Annotated in this window: 16 protein-coding genes and 2 pseudogenes; 10 read left to right on the top strand and 8 right to left on the bottom strand. The window is 37.8% G+C overall.

The annotated features are described in order from the left end of the window. Positions 1-429: 429 nt before the first annotated feature. Positions 430-1,794 carry a hypothetical protein gene (locus ESZ36_RS17405; RefSeq protein WP_146790228.1) on the top strand — a complete coding sequence of 455 codons (1,365 nt, stop codon included), beginning with the start codon at positions 430-432 and terminating at the stop codon, positions 1,792-1,794. Here ESZ36_RS17405 and ESZ36_RS22970 read toward each other — a convergent pair. Continuing rightward, a pseudogene (locus ESZ36_RS22970) lies at positions 1,786-2,007 on the bottom strand (hypothetical protein). The gene ESZ36_RS17405 and the pseudogene ESZ36_RS22970 overlap by 9 nt on opposite strands. Positions 2,008-2,124: 117 nt before the next feature. Here ESZ36_RS22970 and ESZ36_RS17400 point away from each other — a divergent pair. The 3 genes from ESZ36_RS17400 (at position 2,125) to argR (ending at position 5,854) form a co-directional block, all read left to right on the top strand. Further along, positions 2,125-3,267, top strand: coding sequence for an imelysin family protein (locus ESZ36_RS17400; RefSeq protein ID WP_146790226.1), 1,143 nt, complete (start codon positions 2,125-2,127; stop codon positions 3,265-3,267). A gap of 82 nt (positions 3,268-3,349) precedes the next feature. Beyond that, positions 3,350-4,957 carry a di-heme oxidoredictase family protein gene (locus ESZ36_RS17395; RefSeq protein ID WP_146790224.1) on the top strand — a complete coding sequence of 536 codons (1,608 nt, stop codon included), beginning with the start codon at positions 3,350-3,352 and terminating at the stop codon, positions 4,955-4,957. A 414-nt stretch (positions 4,958-5,371) separates the two neighbouring features. Continuing rightward, positions 5,372-5,854, top strand: coding sequence for a transcriptional regulator ArgR (argR, locus tag ESZ36_RS17390; protein WP_146790223.1), 483 nt, complete (start codon positions 5,372-5,374; stop codon positions 5,852-5,854). Positions 5,855-5,973: 119 nt separating this feature from the next. On the opposite strand, the pseudogene ESZ36_RS17385 reads toward argR, so the two are convergent. After that, positions 5,974-7,232, bottom strand: a pseudogene (locus ESZ36_RS17385) (outer membrane protein transport protein). A gap of 293 nt (positions 7,233-7,525) precedes the next feature. Between ESZ36_RS17385 and ESZ36_RS17380 the strand changes: the two are divergent. The 5 genes from ESZ36_RS17380 (at position 7,526) to ESZ36_RS17360 (ending at position 10,801) form a co-directional block, all read left to right on the top strand. Then, entirely contained in the window at positions 7,526-7,966 is a 441-nt protein-coding gene (locus tag ESZ36_RS17380) for a hemerythrin domain-containing protein (RefSeq protein ID WP_146790220.1), read from the top strand. A 6-nt stretch (positions 7,967-7,972) separates the two neighbouring features. Then, entirely contained in the window at positions 7,973-8,254 is a 282-nt protein-coding gene (locus ESZ36_RS17375; protein WP_146790219.1) for a DUF2249 domain-containing protein, read from the top strand. A 9-nt stretch (positions 8,255-8,263) separates the two neighbouring features. Next, a complete protein-coding gene (locus ESZ36_RS17370) occupies positions 8,264-9,574 on the top strand; it encodes a hypothetical protein (protein WP_146790217.1) in 1,311 nt (436 codons plus the stop codon). 50 nt (positions 9,575-9,624) lie between these two features. Further along, the gene (locus tag ESZ36_RS17365; RefSeq protein WP_146790215.1) at positions 9,625-10,278 is read left to right on the top strand and encodes a fumarylacetoacetate hydrolase family protein; all 654 of its coding nucleotides are present in this window, start codon (positions 9,625-9,627) and stop codon (positions 10,276-10,278) included. A 124-nt stretch (positions 10,279-10,402) separates the two neighbouring features. After that, the gene (locus tag ESZ36_RS17360; protein ID WP_146790213.1) at positions 10,403-10,801 is read left to right on the top strand and encodes a YacL family protein; all 399 of its coding nucleotides are present in this window, start codon (positions 10,403-10,405) and stop codon (positions 10,799-10,801) included. 63 nt (positions 10,802-10,864) lie between these two features. Here the strand turns inward: ESZ36_RS17360 and ESZ36_RS17355 are convergent, their stop codons facing one another. The 6 genes from ESZ36_RS17355 to ESZ36_RS17330 form a co-directional block, all read right to left on the bottom strand. Continuing rightward, the gene (locus ESZ36_RS17355; protein ID WP_146790211.1) at positions 10,865-11,704 is read right to left on the bottom strand and encodes an HDOD domain-containing protein; all 840 of its coding nucleotides are present in this window, start codon (positions 11,702-11,704) and stop codon (positions 10,865-10,867) included. A gap of 369 nt (positions 11,705-12,073) precedes the next feature. Next, positions 12,074-13,462, bottom strand: coding sequence for an AmpG family muropeptide MFS transporter (locus ESZ36_RS17350; protein WP_146790209.1), 1,389 nt, complete (start codon positions 13,460-13,462; stop codon positions 12,074-12,076). Positions 13,463-13,722: 260 nt separating this feature from the next. After that, positions 13,723-14,052, bottom strand: a complete 330-nt coding sequence (locus ESZ36_RS17345) for a hypothetical protein (protein WP_146790207.1) — start codon at positions 14,050-14,052, stop codon at positions 13,723-13,725. 228 nt (positions 14,053-14,280) lie between these two features. Continuing rightward, positions 14,281-14,859 carry a peptidylprolyl isomerase gene (locus ESZ36_RS17340; RefSeq protein ID WP_170235874.1) on the bottom strand — a complete coding sequence of 193 codons (579 nt, stop codon included), beginning with the start codon at positions 14,857-14,859 and terminating at the stop codon, positions 14,281-14,283. Positions 14,860-14,916: 57 nt separating this feature from the next. Continuing rightward, complete coding sequence (locus ESZ36_RS17335; RefSeq protein WP_146790204.1) at positions 14,917-15,486, bottom strand: YajG family lipoprotein; 570 nt, start codon at positions 15,484-15,486, stop codon at positions 14,917-14,919. A 14-nt stretch (positions 15,487-15,500) separates the two neighbouring features. Beyond that, positions 15,501-16,679, bottom strand: coding sequence for a methyltransferase (locus ESZ36_RS17330; RefSeq protein ID WP_146790202.1), 1,179 nt, complete (start codon positions 16,677-16,679; stop codon positions 15,501-15,503). A 137-nt stretch (positions 16,680-16,816) separates the two neighbouring features. On the opposite strand from ESZ36_RS17330, the gene ESZ36_RS17325 reads away from it, so the two are divergent. After that, a complete protein-coding gene (locus ESZ36_RS17325) occupies positions 16,817-17,131 on the top strand; it encodes a BolA family protein (protein ID WP_146790200.1) in 315 nt (104 codons plus the stop codon). The last annotated feature ends 19 nt before the right edge of the window (positions 17,132-17,150 follow it).

Genomic DNA, 17,150 nt, shown 5'->3' with positions numbered 1-17,150 from the left:
ATCCTACTTTTCTTATGTAGTTTTGAACCGAATCAAATTAGTTGTGGTGACTACATTTTATGTTATTTAGTTGTTATTTGGTTGTAATTTTTTTGATAATAAATATCGACAAGGGAGTGTGCGCTAGTGATAACCCTTAGTCAAAAAAAACAATGAAAATTATTAATTTCAATTGTAAAGATTGGTTTCAAAAAGTAATCCGCGAAGTGTCATTATTGTCATAAAACTCATCATTATTGTGGCGTATTTTACTATGCGTTAAGGATGAGTAATGAAGTAGGACCTATCGGATTTTGCTTGAACTTCACTATTCTATTGATTTATCCCAAGCTAATCACAAATAAAAACAATTCTCACTTGTAATTGTAAACAAGTGTCATTATCATTACCGCAAATAGTATTAATTCTCGTTTATATTTGAGTGATTCCATGAATAACGTCCTAAAATTTATAGCCATAAATACCTTGTTTCTCTTTCACCATCAAAGCTTTGCGGCTAGTGAAACTGAATTACAGACAGAAATATTAAAACAAAAAGAGCAACTGCAACTGATTGAAAATCAATTAGCAGAGTTAAAAACAACAATGGTAAGTGCACAAAATCAGCGTCATGAAGAGGAGTCAGCAAGTAATGCTAATAATAAAAATTGGCAAATTAACTCTTACGGCAGTGTCCTTTATAAAAACGAAGAGATTTACCGTAATATCCAAGACATAGATCCAGAACGTAAAGCTACCACTGATTTAGAGCGAGTTGTTTTAGAGTTTGTTTATGACTTTGATGCTAAATGGCAAGTTGAAATTGAACTTGAATATGAACATGGCGGCGTAGGTTCAACACTTGAATATGACGGTTTTGAAGAGTTTGGTGAGTTTGAAACAGAAATTGAAGCGGGCGGCGAAGTTATTGTTGAAAAGCTACAAGCAAAATATACAGCGAATGATAATTTCACCATTAAAATGGGCCACATTTTTGTTCCTGTCGGTTTAGGTACTGATTTACATAAACCAGGCCAGTATTTTACGACTCAACGTCATTGGAGTGAAGCGACACTCATTCCACAAGTATGGCACGAAACAGGTGTTAACTTGATCAGTAAATGGCAGGGGTTTACGGCACAAACCTTAATAACAACAGGACTAAACTCAGAGTATTTTCGAACTTATGAGTGGGTAGCTACTGGGCATCAAAAACGATTTGAACAAGTTAATGCAGATGATTTAGCACTAACGCTTCGTTTAGATTACGGCGATATAAAAGCAGGTAATGGATTTGGCGTTAGTTATTATACCGGTGACACCTCAGGAAACCGAAATAATACCACTAAAGTTGCTGGCGACGGAAATCTCACCATCATCGGTCTTCACGGTGCTTACAGCTATGAAAACTGGCAAGTTAGAGGGCAATATCTATTTGGTACGTTAGATGATAGCGAAGCGATAACCAATGCCAATAAAACCACGCCGGGCCTTAAACCAGGTAACTTTGCACAGCTAGGTAGTGAAGCTGAGTCAGCATTTGTTGAGTTGGCTTATAACAGCCAAGGTCTTTTCAATTTAAGTAATCCTCTTTATTTATACACCACGTATGAATATGCCAACCCAATTAAAAAGGTTGAGCAGGGCAATGCAACCGACCGCTTTAATAAAGAATCTGTTGCTGTCGGTATTAATTACTTTCCTATCAAAAACATTGTCCTAAAAGCACAAGTAGCACAACAGATGTATGCACAAAGTGATTTGGATGACAGCACAAGCTTCAGTCTATCGATGGGTTACTTTTTCTCAATATAAAATTTTAATAATAGGGTCTGTTGAACTTTCGAGATTGTTTTTGCAGCGAATTGTTGGGTATTTATACAAGGCGGAGCATTTGTCATGTGGTTATTCCACATAAAAAGGCGATAACGCAGTAAAAAGACCCTACAAACGCTGTCCGAAGGATTCGGCTAAAAGCGTTTTACTCTTTGTTAAGTAGTGTTTACTTAGAATTACTAGGTTACACACTACTCGCCGCGATTAAAACGCTTTTATCTCTTTAAAAAAGGCGAACAAAATTTAACCGCGAAAGGTTAACAGACCCTAGTTAATCAATATCAATATTTAAACAAGGAACATAATAAAATGTTAAAAAAATCACTTCTGGCCTTGGCCTTGTCGAGCGCATTTCTTACTGGTTGTGGCGGCAGTTCATCAGAAGCTCCTGAGGTACCTGCTGAATTAACAGGGTTTGCCTTTGAAGCAACTGAAATGATCACTAACTTAACCAACGATGTAATTGTTGCAGGCTATAAAAACCTTAATGATGAGGCAGCAGATTTTTTATTAGCCACTCAAAATTTAGCCAATACCGCTACGGAAGAAAATTTAGCGGCAGCGCAACAAGCTTGGAAAGATGTTCGTGTACATTGGGAACAAGGTGAGTCTCATATATTCGGTCCTGTTGATGCACTTTCCATTGACCCACATTTAGATACATGGCCATTGAATACCAGTGACTTACAAGCCTTGTTAAACTCTCAATCAGGCTTTAATGCTACTGAATTAAAAGCATTTAATGATGACGTACAAGGTTTCCATACCATGGAGTTTTTATTGTTTGGTGATGGTGTTGCCGACAATGAAAAAGCTATTGGTGAAATGACAGCCTTAGAGCGTGAATACTTATCTGCTGCTGCAGAAGTTTTCAAAACTCATACGCAAACATTGTTTGATGCATGGACTGTTGCAAATGATCCAAATGATGCTAACTCTCCTGCATATAAAGACTTATTACTGACAGCGGATAATGCTGTTTACGCTTCTCAGTTAGGTGTAGTCGAAGAATTAATTAACGGCATGATCGGGATAGTTGATGAGGTAGGCAATGGTAAAATCGCTGAACCCTTTGGTAGCAGTATTGATAACATTGATACCACAAAAGTAGAATCACAATATAGCTGGAACTCTCTAGCCGATTTTACTGACAATATTCAAGGTGTTCAAAATGTTTATCGTGGCGAGTTCCTAGGGCAAGCAGATAAAACCGGTATTATTGATTTTGTTACAGCAGCAGATGCCGCTATAGCAACACGTGTAGACACTGAAATAGCTGATGCTATCGCAGCAATTAAAGCCATTGCAGGTGACAATGACCTACCTTTTAGACAGGCCATTAATAATGCTGATGCTCGCGTTAGAATTCAAACAGCAATTGATACGTTAACAACATTACAAACCTCGTTAGAGAATGATGTGTTGACGCAATTGAAAGAATGGCAGCAGTAATTTAGCTCGCTATCATAAGTGTTTTTCAAGGATGAATGTCGTGCAAGGATGCACACCTGTGAATGTCCTGGAAGTATTCTCAATGAAAAATTTAAGAAGAGCAAAATGGTCAAGCTTGACCATCATTATCGCGAGTTCGATAATTGTTTCTGGCTGTAACTCAAGCAGCTCAGATAAAAAAGAAGAAATATCCCAAGTTGCCTATACCCATGTAAGTCAATTAGGTGGTGATGCTACGGCGGTTAGTGCGAGTGATTCTGGGCATGGATTTTCAACGCCTATGCCTAACTTAACTGATGAACAATTAACTAAACATTTAGCCGGTGATGCTCATTTTGAAACCGCATTTACTACGGCTCCAAATAGTGAACACCCTGAACTCGATGGTTTAGGACCTGTCTTTAATAATCAAGATTGTAATTCTTGTCATCAACGTGATGGGCGACCCTCAACGATTACGTTGGCACAAGGTCAAGAGCGTGTTTTATTGGGTCCTGAAGCAGGGATCTTCTTACGCATGAGTATTGATGATGGCGAATGTTCTAATCCATCTGCAGAGAACAATTATTGTAAAAATGCGGGTGTTGATGGCTTTGGCACACAGCTATTTCATCGAGGCGTATTAAAAGCCCGAGATGATTGGCAAGAGAACCCTTTCATTGGTCAAGCAGATGTTTATCTTGCTTATGAATATTCGACCGTGGAATATGCAGATGGCAGTTCTGTTGAACTTAAAAAACCGATTTTTTCGATTGAACAGCCTTATGATGTAAGTACCGAAAACCGGTTAGACAGTGCGATATTACAAGCCGATGTTCGATACAGTCCAAGAAACGGCATGCCAGTTTTCGGCTTAGGTTTACTTGAACTGATCAGTGATGCGGATATTTTGGCAAACGCCGATGAAAATGACTCTAATAGTGATGGAATATCTGGGCGTCCAAATTGGGTATTCGACCCTGTCAAAGCACAAGGTAATGATCCTATACCAGTATCTTTAGGTCGTTTTGGTTGGAAAGCCAGTACGCCGAGCGTTCGTGTGCAATCTCTAGGGGCATTACGAGGCGATATGGGCGTGACCAATCCATTATTTCCTGATGAAAGTATTGCGAACACACCGTTGCATGAAAGTTATTTAACACGGACAAATTTTGTTGATACAGGTGTTGATGAACAAGGTAACACTGAAGCTTCACAAGAGTTTTCCGATGAAGTCGTGTTTTATGCTGAAACGTTAGCAGTACCAGCAAGGCGAAATATTGAAAAAGAATCCGTGATAGCTGGTGCGCAGCTTTTTGATCAAGTTAATTGCACTGGCTGTCATCAACCTGATTTTACCACCGCAAAGGGTGAATTATTAGTGGGTGGTTTACCGGCACCTGAAGGGCTGAAAGGGCAGAAAATATATCCCTTCACTGATATGTTATTACATGACTTAGGTGAAGGCTTAGCTGATAACCGTCGAGACTTCACTGCTACCGGTGTTGAATGGAAAACTAGACCCTTGTGGGGAATAGGCTTAACTAAAACAGTGAACCCTGCCGCAGGATTTTTACATGATGGCCGAGCTGCAACGGTTGAAGAAGCTATTTTATGGCACGGTGGTGAAGCGCAGCAAAGTAAAGCAGACTTCATGGCTATGACACAAGCAGATAGACAAGCGTTGTTAGATTTTGTTATGTCATTGTAGGCACGGGTAAAATTTACACTTGTTAACAAGTAATGGGCTTTCTAGCCCATTATTTGTCTTTAGATCATTTTTAGATCACCTTTAGCTTGTCTTTAGTGACTACCCTAAGAGGGATTTACTTTCTTTTAGTTATTAATCGTTAACGATTTATTGCTAGCCATGAACTCAAAATGGCGAAGAAGAGACGTTGATTACTGATAACATTGTCATCTCCACAGAGCGAGGCGTGTGGTTTTTCACAAAATCCCCTTAAAAGCTTACCAATAAAATACTGATTTTAATGATTTTCGTTGAGATAATGATATGAAGGTGATTTCAGCCTAAAAAACATGACAATTATTGAATAAATATTCACTAATCGAGTATCAATAGTGTAGAATTAATTAATACCAATTAATTATATGAAGAAGCTAAATGACTAGCAGCCGAAAACAAAAAGAATCCCTATTAGTTCAAGCATTTAAAAGATTATTAAAAGAACAATGTTATGGTTCTCAAGGTCAGTTAGCAGAAGCTCTTGCTTCGCAGGGTTTCGAAGATATGTCGCAAGCGAAAATTTCTCGCTTGTTATCTAAACTCGGTGCAGTTAAAACGCGTAACACCAATAATGAAATGATTTATATACTGCCGGATGAATTGGCCGTACCAAAATCAAAGCAATCAATCGAATCAGTGGTATTGAGTGTTAAGCATAATCAAATGCAAATCATCTTAAAGACAGGAATTGGCGCTGCGCCATTAATTTCTCGTATGCTGGATAGTATGGGAGAGTCTGCAGGTATTTTAGGTACTCTTGCTGGAGACGACACTATTTTCATTGCTCCGGTTGATGTCGATAATATTGAAGAAATCACCGTTTCGATTCGTAACTTGTTAGCCGTAAAAGATGAACAGTAAAAAATGGCCTTAGCGTCTTTTTAGAATAAAAATCCTCGTCATACACCGCGAGGATTCTATTAACTTAAGTTAACTATACTCTTCAGCTATTCTTAGCCATTTAACCTTCACACAACACCCTAGAAAGCATGATTGTATTGTGCAGAAACAATATAAGCATCACCTTGTGATTCGAATGTCCATTGTTGGCCTAAGTCATCTTTTTCAGTGAATTTTTCGGTGTTACCTTGAATGATACTGACACCTAAATCTATCGATGATTGCTCGTCAAAGCTATAATTTAAGCCGCCACTTACCCAAATACGATTACTATCAGGAATTGAGATAGATCGATGTTCTTCATCCGTAGGTGTTTGATCGTAAGCTATACCCGTTCTGAGTTTTATATTACTGCTTAATTGATAGGTGGCACCAACGGCGTATCGCATTGAATCGGCAAAGCTCTCTTGCTTTGAAAATACTGGGTCTTCTAACCTTCAGCGTATCCCGCTAGTTCATCAAAACTACTCCAACCAGTCCACATGGCAGAGTAATGCACAGCTAAGGAATTATTTAATTGATGAAAACCAGAAAATTCCATAGTTGCAGGTAAGGTTATATCCATGGTGCCCATGACTACTTCACCCGCTAAACCACCAAGGTTAGCAGGTAAACCATTACTGTAATCACCTTCAAGTGTTAGTTCTACTTCACTTCGATAGCTAAAACCTAGTCTATTGTTTTCGTTAAAATCATAGGATAAACCTAGGTTCCAACCATAGGAGATATCATCGCCAGACAAATTTGCAGCGACCGTTTCAGATGGTAAAGGCATAGGGCTGTCACCAAAATTACGTATTAAGGAAGCATCGGCATAAACCACATTAAAACCGCCTGCTATGGCAAAGTTATCATTTACTTTATAAGAGAGGCTGGAATTAAAATTAACAGTCGTAATTGAAGTTTCCCCCGCGATTTGCCCAGCAGCATAATCATCTTCAAACTCAGTCGCTAAACCAAAATTAGAGAAGGTGCCAAAACCTAGTGCAAATTTGTCATTTAGCGGCACGACGAGATATATTGCGGGAATGATCGCACTTGGCGCAATACTAGTATCATTCAATGTTACGGGGTTAATACCCGTTGGTGCATCAATACCCGTTAAACTGACATCAGGTATAACGTAAGTGCCAGAGAATGATAACTCTATTTGATCAAATTGCGCCATAAGGGCAGGGTTGCGTGCAATTACAGACGCATCATCGGCAATTGCAGCTTCACCAGCAAACGCTCGACCTAAACCCGCAGCACTATGCTCAGCCAACTGGAAGGCGGCGCCGACACTGTAAAATGATGAACAGGTTAACGATAGCGTTAACAATGTTTTATTGAATGTCATAAGTTTGGACCATGTAGAAAGGATAAAGTAATGAGCCTACCTTAAAGGTTAGTTTTGAACTGTTATCAACAGTGAAAACTAGTATTCACTTGTGAACAGCTTTACCGTGAGTTTGGTAATAGTGGCGTTGGCGATAGTGGCTTTTTACGCTTAACCATATTGATTTAGAACATCAATCGAGGCTCTAGAGATAATAATTATTATTTGCTTGAGATTTTGTTAATGTAGGTCAAAACATGGCATTGGTTCCTGCTTTAACATGCCAACATTGATAATAAATAGTAGGAAATTTTATGAGTTCAATTCCAGAGTACATGACGTCAAAACATAGAGAATGTGATGAGTTTTTTTCTGAAGCCGAAGCGGCTGTTGCCGATAAAAATTGGTCGTTGGCATTAGCCAAGTGGCAGCTGTTTGCTAGTGAATTAACTGAGCATCTCGCCCAAGAAGAAGATACTTTATTTCCACAGTTTGAAAAAGCTACTGGTATGACAGCAGGACCGACACAAGTCATGCGTATGGAACATCAGCAAATGCGTGCTTTGGTGCAATCACTCGATAATGCTCTTGCTGCCAAAGATAAAGATGAATATTTAGGCTTATCTGAAACCTTGATGGTAATGATGCAGCAGCATAATATGAAAGAAGAAATGATGCTTTATCCTATGATGGCGCAACATTTAAGCGATGGCGATCAGCTTATTGAGGGCTTCAAAGCCAACGCAGAAGTTTAAGTTATCATGCAGCTTGTATCCGTTGATGTAAGTGAGCTTGCCCCACCTGAGCCAATGACAGTGATTTTAACTGCGTTGGCTAGTTTGGCACTAGGCCATTGTTTATTGGTTACCCATAGACGACAGCCCTTTCCTTTGTATGAAAAACTGATTCAAGCAGGTTGGGCGTACCACTGCCAAGTACATGATGATGATCATATTTCATTGTTCATCTATCGTCACATCGAACAACAATTATTTGAGCAGCACTTTGACGGTCAAACCTTTCAAACAAGTACACCAAAGTAAGGGCTCGCTATGAATATGTCAGGCTTGTCATTTAACGCATTACCTCCTATTGATTTACCTTTTCGTTTTTTCTTAAGTGCGCCTATCTTTATCATCGCTTGTGCGATATTAGTTTTATTCTCAGGGGAAACACTATGGTTAAGTCGCTGGCAACCGAATATGTTGGCGCTAACACACTGTTTTACTTTAGGCTTTTTAACCATGGTAATGATGGGCGCATTATTACAATTATTGCCGGTAATTGGTGGTATTGGTATTGCCAAACCTAGACTCATAGCGACCAGTAGCCACGCTTTATATTGTGCTGGTGTAATGGCCTTAATGTTAAGTTTTGTACTGGCGATTAACTGGTTAACGCTAGCTGCATTAGCGTTGCTCAGTTTTGGGGTAAGTATTTATCTCGGTGCTATTATTTGGGTGCTAATAAAAAAAATAAGCCAAGGTGATTCCATTAATTGTTTTCGCTTAGCGATAACATCATTGGTTATATTGCTGCTGTTAGGCATATTACTTTTAGCCAATAGATTGGGCATTACGGTGCCATTTATTAAGCTTGATAAACATGTTACTGATATCCATGCGCTAATGGGGCTAGTTGGCTGGGCAGGCTTGTTAATTATTGCGGTGAGCTTTCAAGTTTTACCTATGTTTCATGTCGCTCCAAATATGCCGAAATACATAAGACAATATCTTGGTGTCAGCATTTTTATCTTACTGGTAGTATATGTTTTTTATGCTGAGATTGCCTTAGGACTTATTTTCATTAGCCATGGTGTGTTCGCCTTTAGCTTATTTTATGTGATCAAGCAGCGCAAACGTAAAGTACCCGACACCAGTATCAAGTACTGGCAATTGGCAGCGGGAACATTGCTGTTACTGAATCTACTCTACTTCTTACCTGATAGTTTTTATAGCGCAGAACAGACCCCTATATTTATCTCTCTACCTGATAAGGGGATGCTATTAACTTCAATTTTCATTTACTTTTATTTACTCTCCGTAATCCAAGGTATGTTACTAAAAATATTACCCTTTTTGAGTTACACTCACCTTCAACAACGCTGTTTTATTGACTTTTCTGCGATGCAGTTTATTCCTCATATGCATGAGTTTTTAAATAAAAAACATGGTTTAGCACTTTATTATATGCATATTTTAAGTGGTTTATCACTGTTGGCAGTACTATTTGAACCGAGCTTATATGTTGTTTTTGCTATTTTTCTGTTAGTTGAATTTGTATGGCTATTCGTCTTGATGGTGAGGTGCATGCGTTTATATTTTACCGTCAATCAGAAAATCAACTTGTTCAATAACCCGTAACTGATTAGTATGCCCCCTAATAACTCCTCGTAAGATAAATAGGTCTTTATATGAATACTGTCACTTTAGTTTCAGCTGAAAAATCATCACAGCTGATAACTCCATCAAAAGTTGTATGTATAGGTCGTAATTATGTCGAGCACATCAAAGAGCTTGCCAATGAAATACCTGATGAAATGGTGGTATTTTTAAAGCCTAACTCAGCAATTAATACTGTGCTTAATGCTAAGCATAATGATGATGTATTACACTATGAAGCTGAGTTAAGTTTTCTTTACCAGGGTGGCAAATTCACTGCAGTGGCTCTTGGTCTAGATTTAACTAAACGTGAAGTACAAGGAAAGTTAAAAGCTAAAGGACTTCCTTGGGAGCGTGCTAAGGCATTTGATAACTCGGCTATTTTTAGTGACTTTGTCAGTATTGAGCAAGAAGACATTCAGCAATTAAACTTATCACTTATGATTAATAATGCTCTCAAGCAGCAGGGCGGCGTTAATTTAATGATGGCAAAACCTGATGATATCTTAAAGGAACTACAAACGTTTATGAGTCTTGAAGATGGCGATATTGTTATGACAGGTACACCGAAAGGTGTGGGTGTTATTGGTCAAAATGATAACTTTATTGGCCAAATATATTTGAGCCAACAAGATAAACTATCGAATGAAAAAGTACTATTAGATTGTAACTGGCAAGCGCAGTAATCACCTCACTAAGTTCTACTATTTTTTATAAAAGCTGCAAAGCTTTGCTACACTTAATATATACCCAAGCTACCTGAATATACTTGGGTATAGGCCCTTTTATACCCCATTGATAGGAATGGCTATGGAATACGAATTTGTACATGACGCCATAACAGGCGAAGCCCGAGCGCTCTTTTCGTTAGAACATGAGGTCATAGGCCCATGGATGGAAGTTGAGCTAGGACATAACGTTACTAAGCTTACCGATCTATTAATTGCGATTGATAACATTGAAACAGGACAGTCTCAAGAGCTACTCATCACGGGTAGCGAATATTCTATTACGTTAAATAATGAAGATGTCTCGATTCAAACTAATGTGAGCATGAATGGCTCGTTAAACGGCAGTGGTGAAGGTTTACCTGAGATGTTAACAGATGAACATATTCATTTAGATCAAAATGAAATGGCTAGCTGTGGTTTAGATGACTTTAGAGTATTACTGCTTTCTTGGGGGCAGTTCACTAACGGTTTACGATAAACCATAGTTGAATTTAATTAAAGATGCTTTGGTAGCATCTTTAATTAGTTAGCTGTGCCGTTATTATTTACTGTCAGCAAACTCTGAAACTAGATCCTGTAAAATCTCTTCATCAATTGCCAATATCTTGCAAACATTTTCTTGTACATAGGGCCAGTCAGCACTAGAAAAATCGGAGTGCTTCATTGAAATTAACTGTTCACTTAACTTAAGTACGGCAAATAAATCTTGCTCTTGCGAGCCGTCAAGTTCACTAATAAAACTTCTATCACGGTGCTGTAAAATAATTTGGCAAACATCTTTGGGTAATCGCCATGAACTGGCAACATAATAACTAATAGTCGCATGATTCACGCCATAATGTTGTTCTTCTGCCTCAGTAAGCGCTATCTCTGGCGTTGTTAATGCATTATCTAATAACTGTTGGTAATCATTATATTTCATCGCCATAACAGGTACACCGCAGGCATGAAATAACCCTAAACTAAAAAACCTATCATTAGCTATATCAGGTTTATATCTCTGCCCAAGCAACATGGCCGCATTGGCAATATCAGAAGTAAATTGCCAAAAATCTTCCAAATTAATACTGCAGCTTTTGGGATCAAAACTCTTTTTAAGTAAGCTACCAGTGACCAACATTACGACACCAAAAATGCCAATGTAGTTCACTGACATTTTTATATCGGTTATTGTTCTGCCGAGACCGTATAGAGGGGAATTAATGGTTTTTAAAATAGTAGCGCTGACCGCGATGTCTTTACTAATGGCGCGGCTAATAGCGTTTATATCTGGGTTTGCTTCTGCCATAAGTGTCAGTAACTCTAGCAGCAGTTTGGGTTGGGCTGGGACAGAGAAGCCACGACCAATATCATCTAAAACACTTTGATCAACAATTAACATAAGACTAATAAAAGGCTATAAAAATATGGCATCAGTGTATGTTATAAAAAATCTGCTTGCTATGTTTCTTATCAAGGTAACGGGTTAATTCAGTATGAAACATTGTCTATATTATTAAATTAGCCATTGGACTACTTTTTAAGTAAGCCATGTTGCTTACTTAAAATATAATTATATGACTATTTATGAATGGGTTATATAAATCATCATCACAAAGAAGCCAACGAGGATAGTGTTGAAAATAAGAATGTAAGTGAAGCCTTTTATGCCTTCTTTAAGGCTGTAATTATGTGCATTAAGGTACCAAGTCCAAATTGCACACATAATAATAGGTATTAAAAAGAAAAATTTTATCATATTGCTACCTTGTTAATTTGTTGTTTGATTTTCATTCACATCACAGTTGTTATCTTCTTTAATTACTTGTTTTAATAGTATAATTAAGCCTAAAACGGGCACACCAATTAAAGCCGAACTAACAAAGAAGTTTACGTATCCAAAGCCATCTACATACACCCCTGAAAAACCCGCAATAAATTTGGGGAACAACAACATCATCGAGCTAAATAATGCATATTGTGTCGCTGAAAACTCTATATTGGTCAGTTTAGATATATAAGTAATAAAGGCTGTTGTGGCAATACCTGCACTAATATTATCCATAGAGATAATCACGGTTAAAAGGATAAGGTCTTTGCCGACAAAAGCAAGTACAGCAAAAATAAGGTTGGTGATAACCACTAAGAAAGCACCTAAAAAAAGAATAGAATAAGTGCTATATCTGGTTAATAGTATTCCCCCAAGGCCTGCACCGACTAACGTCATAATGACACCAAAGACTTTAGTTATAGCTGCAACTTCTCCTTTGGTATAGCCCATATCTACATAAAAAGGATTGGCCATGATACCCATTACAATATCCGATATTCGGTATGTACCGATTAATAATAATATTAATAGAGATTGTTTTCCATAACGTTTAAAGAAGTCAGAAAAGGGGGCGACAATTGCGATATCAAGCCATGCGATAAAACGTGAAAAACAATGGGGGATGTTCTGATGTTCAAGCTTGGTTTCTATTTTTTTACGCTTATTACTGAGATTATCGTGGTATTCCGGTTCATGACAGATAAACGTAGTTATTATGCCAACAGACATGCAGCCCGCCATTACAAGATACGAAAGTGACCATGCACTCAGTTGATATGCATCACTAGGGCTTGCCCAAGCAGCAATAGCAAGAGAGCCTGCGCCAGCCATAATCATAGCAAGGCGGTACCCTGTCATATAAGCAGCAGCCATTGCGGCTTGAAACTTTTCAGGGGCAGACTCAATTCGATATGCGTCAATGACAATATCTTGTGTTGCAGAGCTATATGCCACAATCATTGCAAAAATAACGAAAAGAGTGAGGTTAACCTGCGGGTCACTCATGGCCATACCAACGAGCGAAAATACAATCGAAAGTTGAGAGAGTAATAGCCAACTTCGACGACGACCCAAGTAGTTAGTCAAAATAGGGACCGATAACCGATCAACAAAAGGTGCCCAAATCCATTTGAATGCATAAGCGAGAGCTATCCAACTAAAGTACCCAATATTAGCACGACTGACGCCGGCCTCACGCAACCAGAATGAAAGTGTCGAAAAAACTAAAAGGATAGGTAAACCGGCAGAAAACCCTAGGAAAAATAGAGTGGCGACACGTTTTTCTAAATAAATTTTGGCGCTCTGCAACCATGTTTTATTTTGTTGCATTTAGTCATTACCTTTAAAATAAACAGGGGATAATCGTTGGCTCATTAAAGGAAAAATAGCGCTAAAAATAGAACTGAAACCAATGAAAATACAGAGCTGCATTCGGAAAATTAAAATAGCACCTTTTACTGAGAGGCTGCACATACTTTAGGTCTTAGGTCTAATTGATAGTGACACTAATAATAAGCTGATTGATTGATTTAGCAAGCTGATAAAGAGGAAAGGCAATGAAAGGTAAGGTTTTTTATTAAAACCATTGTTTAAGGAATTGGACGCCAGCCGATGCAATCAATAGGGTAACTTCCAGTCCCGTTAAAAAAGTCCAGACAGGTATTCATTTCACTTTTAAAAAACAGATCTTGGCTTAGTGCTAAGGCGCCATGTAAGCTAACTTCATGCATTAAATGCCAAAATACACGTTCTTTAGCACTGTGTGGCGTTTCATCAACAACTTTTAATAAGGTCCACTCAGACATGGTATCTAAAATAAAACTGTCGAGCTCAGTATAGTGAAGTGTTTGATCTATGACTGCGCTCACGTAGGCATGCATTTGTAGTATTTTATGATCGATGAATTGTTCAATTATCATGAAGTCCCCTTAAAATACATGTACCGTTTGGTACAGAAGATGACGGTGGTTAGCTATAGGTTTAATTTTCACCGAAAAGTATTATTGCCTTTAATATTGATTCACGGCTTGATATTTATTTGCGAGAAAATTTATTGGCTAACTTATGTATCGGTGATAGTTGGCTTTTTGTCAAAGAAAATTCAGTTTTTATTTGTTGGTTTTTTGTAAGTTATTGTTGATGAAAACTTAATCATTAGCCGGTAATAATGTTGCTTTAATTAAAATTACTGCTTTTACCGGTACATCATTCCAAGCCATAGTATCGTTATAATCTGTTGGTACTTTAGCAATCGCTTCTAATACTTCTTCACCCTCGATAATGGCGCCGAAAACAGCGTAGCCCCACTTTCTTCCTGGATCTAAAGTTGTATTATCTGCGAGGTTAAAAAAGAACTGGCGATTGGCTGTATGTGGCCTATTTTCTTTAGCCATAGCGATTGTACCAATTTCATTTTTTAGGCCATTCCCTGACTCGTTAACAATGTTCTTACCTAATTCTTTGGCGGTAAACTTAGCGTCATAACCACCACCTTGGACAATAAAGTCATCGATTATGCGATGAAAAATAGTGTTGTTATATTCTCCTTTTACCACATATTCCAGAAAATTATTCACCGTAATAGGTGCTTTCACTCTATCGAGTTCAACAACAATTACCCCCATCGATGTTTCTAATTTTACTTGAGGATATATATTAGTTGGATCAACCGCATAGCTAAAACTACTAAGGATTAGCAAAGTGCTTGTTATAATAAATTGAACAATATTTTTCAAAATTACCTGCCTACCTTTGATTAAAGATGTTTGTCACATTGCCTAATATTATAAGAAGGTTTTAATATCTTTACTGGTTAGAATCTGTTTTATCAATGTACTTAAATGCTGGTTAAATTCACGTTCTAATACGGCGATATCAGCGTTAAGAGCACCTTCACTGTGGGCTCTATTTTTAAAGCTGCTAGTTAGCGTCTGTTTTGTATTATCAATAGAAACTTTGATGATAATTTCACTTTGAGTGCTGTAACTGACACTTTCCTGATCAACACTGATGATAGCTTTTTCTATGGAAACGGTTATTTTATTATTTGCTGAGTTAGCCAAAGATAAACCTTGTTGTTGCCACTGTTTCACTAATAGTCCCTGAATAATATCTTCAAGACGTTGCTCAGACGAAAGAATGATTGCCGCTTCATCCTTTTCTAGTATCTGGATGATATGCGGGCTTGTACGCATATCAACAACGTTCAATTGTGCTTGCTTGCCGGATAATTGATTTGAGGGTGATAGATAAACTTGAGGTGAAACAATTAAATGTGTAGGTGCTGTACTACAGCCGACAATGCTCGTAAGCAATAAGGCTAGGGCTATTGATTTAAGTGTATTGAAGTTCATTGTTTTCTCTATTTTTATCGTTTAATTGCTGATTGGGTGACAAACTTATCATTACTGGCGATTAAGCTTTCATTGCCAAAAAGGCGTTGTAACTTAATATGATAAGCTAATTTTTGGTTACCAATAATACGTAACTCACCACCTTTTTTTAATACTCGGTGACTATCTCTAAACATCTGCCAAGCGATGTGATCGGTTGTCGCGGTATTTTGATGAAAAGGAGGGTTACATAAAATTAAATCAACACTACCACCTTCAATATCGGTTAAAGAATCGTTGAGGGTAAACTCACATTGTTCAATCACTTCAGGCAGGTTAGTCATAATATTCTGCTTCGCTGAGGCCATTGCCATAGTCGATTCATCAATAAAGTGAACATGCGCTTCAGGTTGATTCGCTAAAACGGTAAGGCCGATAACACCATTGCCACAACCTAAGTCGATTACTGTGCTGTTAGCGGCAACTTTAGGTAAATTTTCAATAAAGTATCTAGCGCCAATATCTAACTTTTCTCGGGCATAAACATTGGCATGATTGCTTATAGTTAACTCGCGAGAGGGCGAGTCATTAGTAGATGTATGTGCTAAAGACCACACTGTTGGGAAAGGAGACTGATGTACTTGTTTGTTATCTAACTGACAAAAGACTAAACGTGCTTTTTTAACAGCCAAAGATGTTTTGGTGGTGCCTAAATGTTTTTCAAATACTTTTAGAGTCGCACTATGAATTTCTTTGGCGCGATCAGCAGCAATAAAAATACAGTTATCACTCACCGACTTTTTGATTTGAATGAGCTGTTCAATAAGTAGCGATTTGCTTTTAGGGATCTTATATAAAATGACGTCAATATCATTTGGCAAACTATCAAGAGAATTTAGCTGCTTAAAATTACTATCATTTAAGTTATTTTGCTCGATGTTATAGCTGGCCCCTTCACTACTGATGTAAGAGTCATTAATAGAAAAAACTTCAGCATTTTCAGTAGCTGATTGACAAAAATTAACAGCCAGCGCACCAAAAGCATCATTAAAAATAGCCACTTTTGTTTTAGCGTTAATTAAACCTTGTTCATTAACATGGTTTATTAGGTATTCATCGGCGGAGTCCCATGCTTGTAGGCTACGGTTTACTTGTGAAACAGGGAAACGGCTTAGAAATAAGTTCTTATCATTAACAATAAAAGGGCTGATCATAAAAATTGGCTAAAGGTCTGTAAAAATTTGGCCGCTATTGTGTCATAATCTACAACATATTGTTGGTCTATCCACTTAAATCAGCTAAAATATTTACTACTTTTAATACTTCATATTTTACACTCAGCGAGAGAATAATGACTGTTGCCTCTGTTATTGAACAAAAACTGCTTGATGCTTTTCAACCTTCACACTTAGATGTGATTAATGAAAGTAATAACCATAATGTACCGCCGGGCAGTGAGTCACATTTTAAAGTGGTGATTGTAGCCAAAGCCTTTGAGAATGAGCGTTTAATAAAACGTCATCGTTTAATCAATAGTGTACTTTCACAAGAGTTAGCTGAAAAAATTCATGCATTAGCATTACACACCTACACAGAAAAAGAGTGGCAAGAGCAGTATGCTGGCAATGCGCCAAGCTCTCCAAACTGCTTAGGTGGCGGAAAGTAGAACAATTAATATCAAGTTG

The sequence above is a fragment of the Colwellia demingiae genome, assembly GCF_007954275.1.
GTDB classification, from domain to species: Bacteria; Pseudomonadota; Gammaproteobacteria; order Enterobacterales; family Alteromonadaceae; genus Colwellia; species Colwellia demingiae.
The sequence above is the reverse complement of the archived record's forward strand: the minus strand, read 5'-3'. Positions and strand labels throughout refer to the sequence as shown.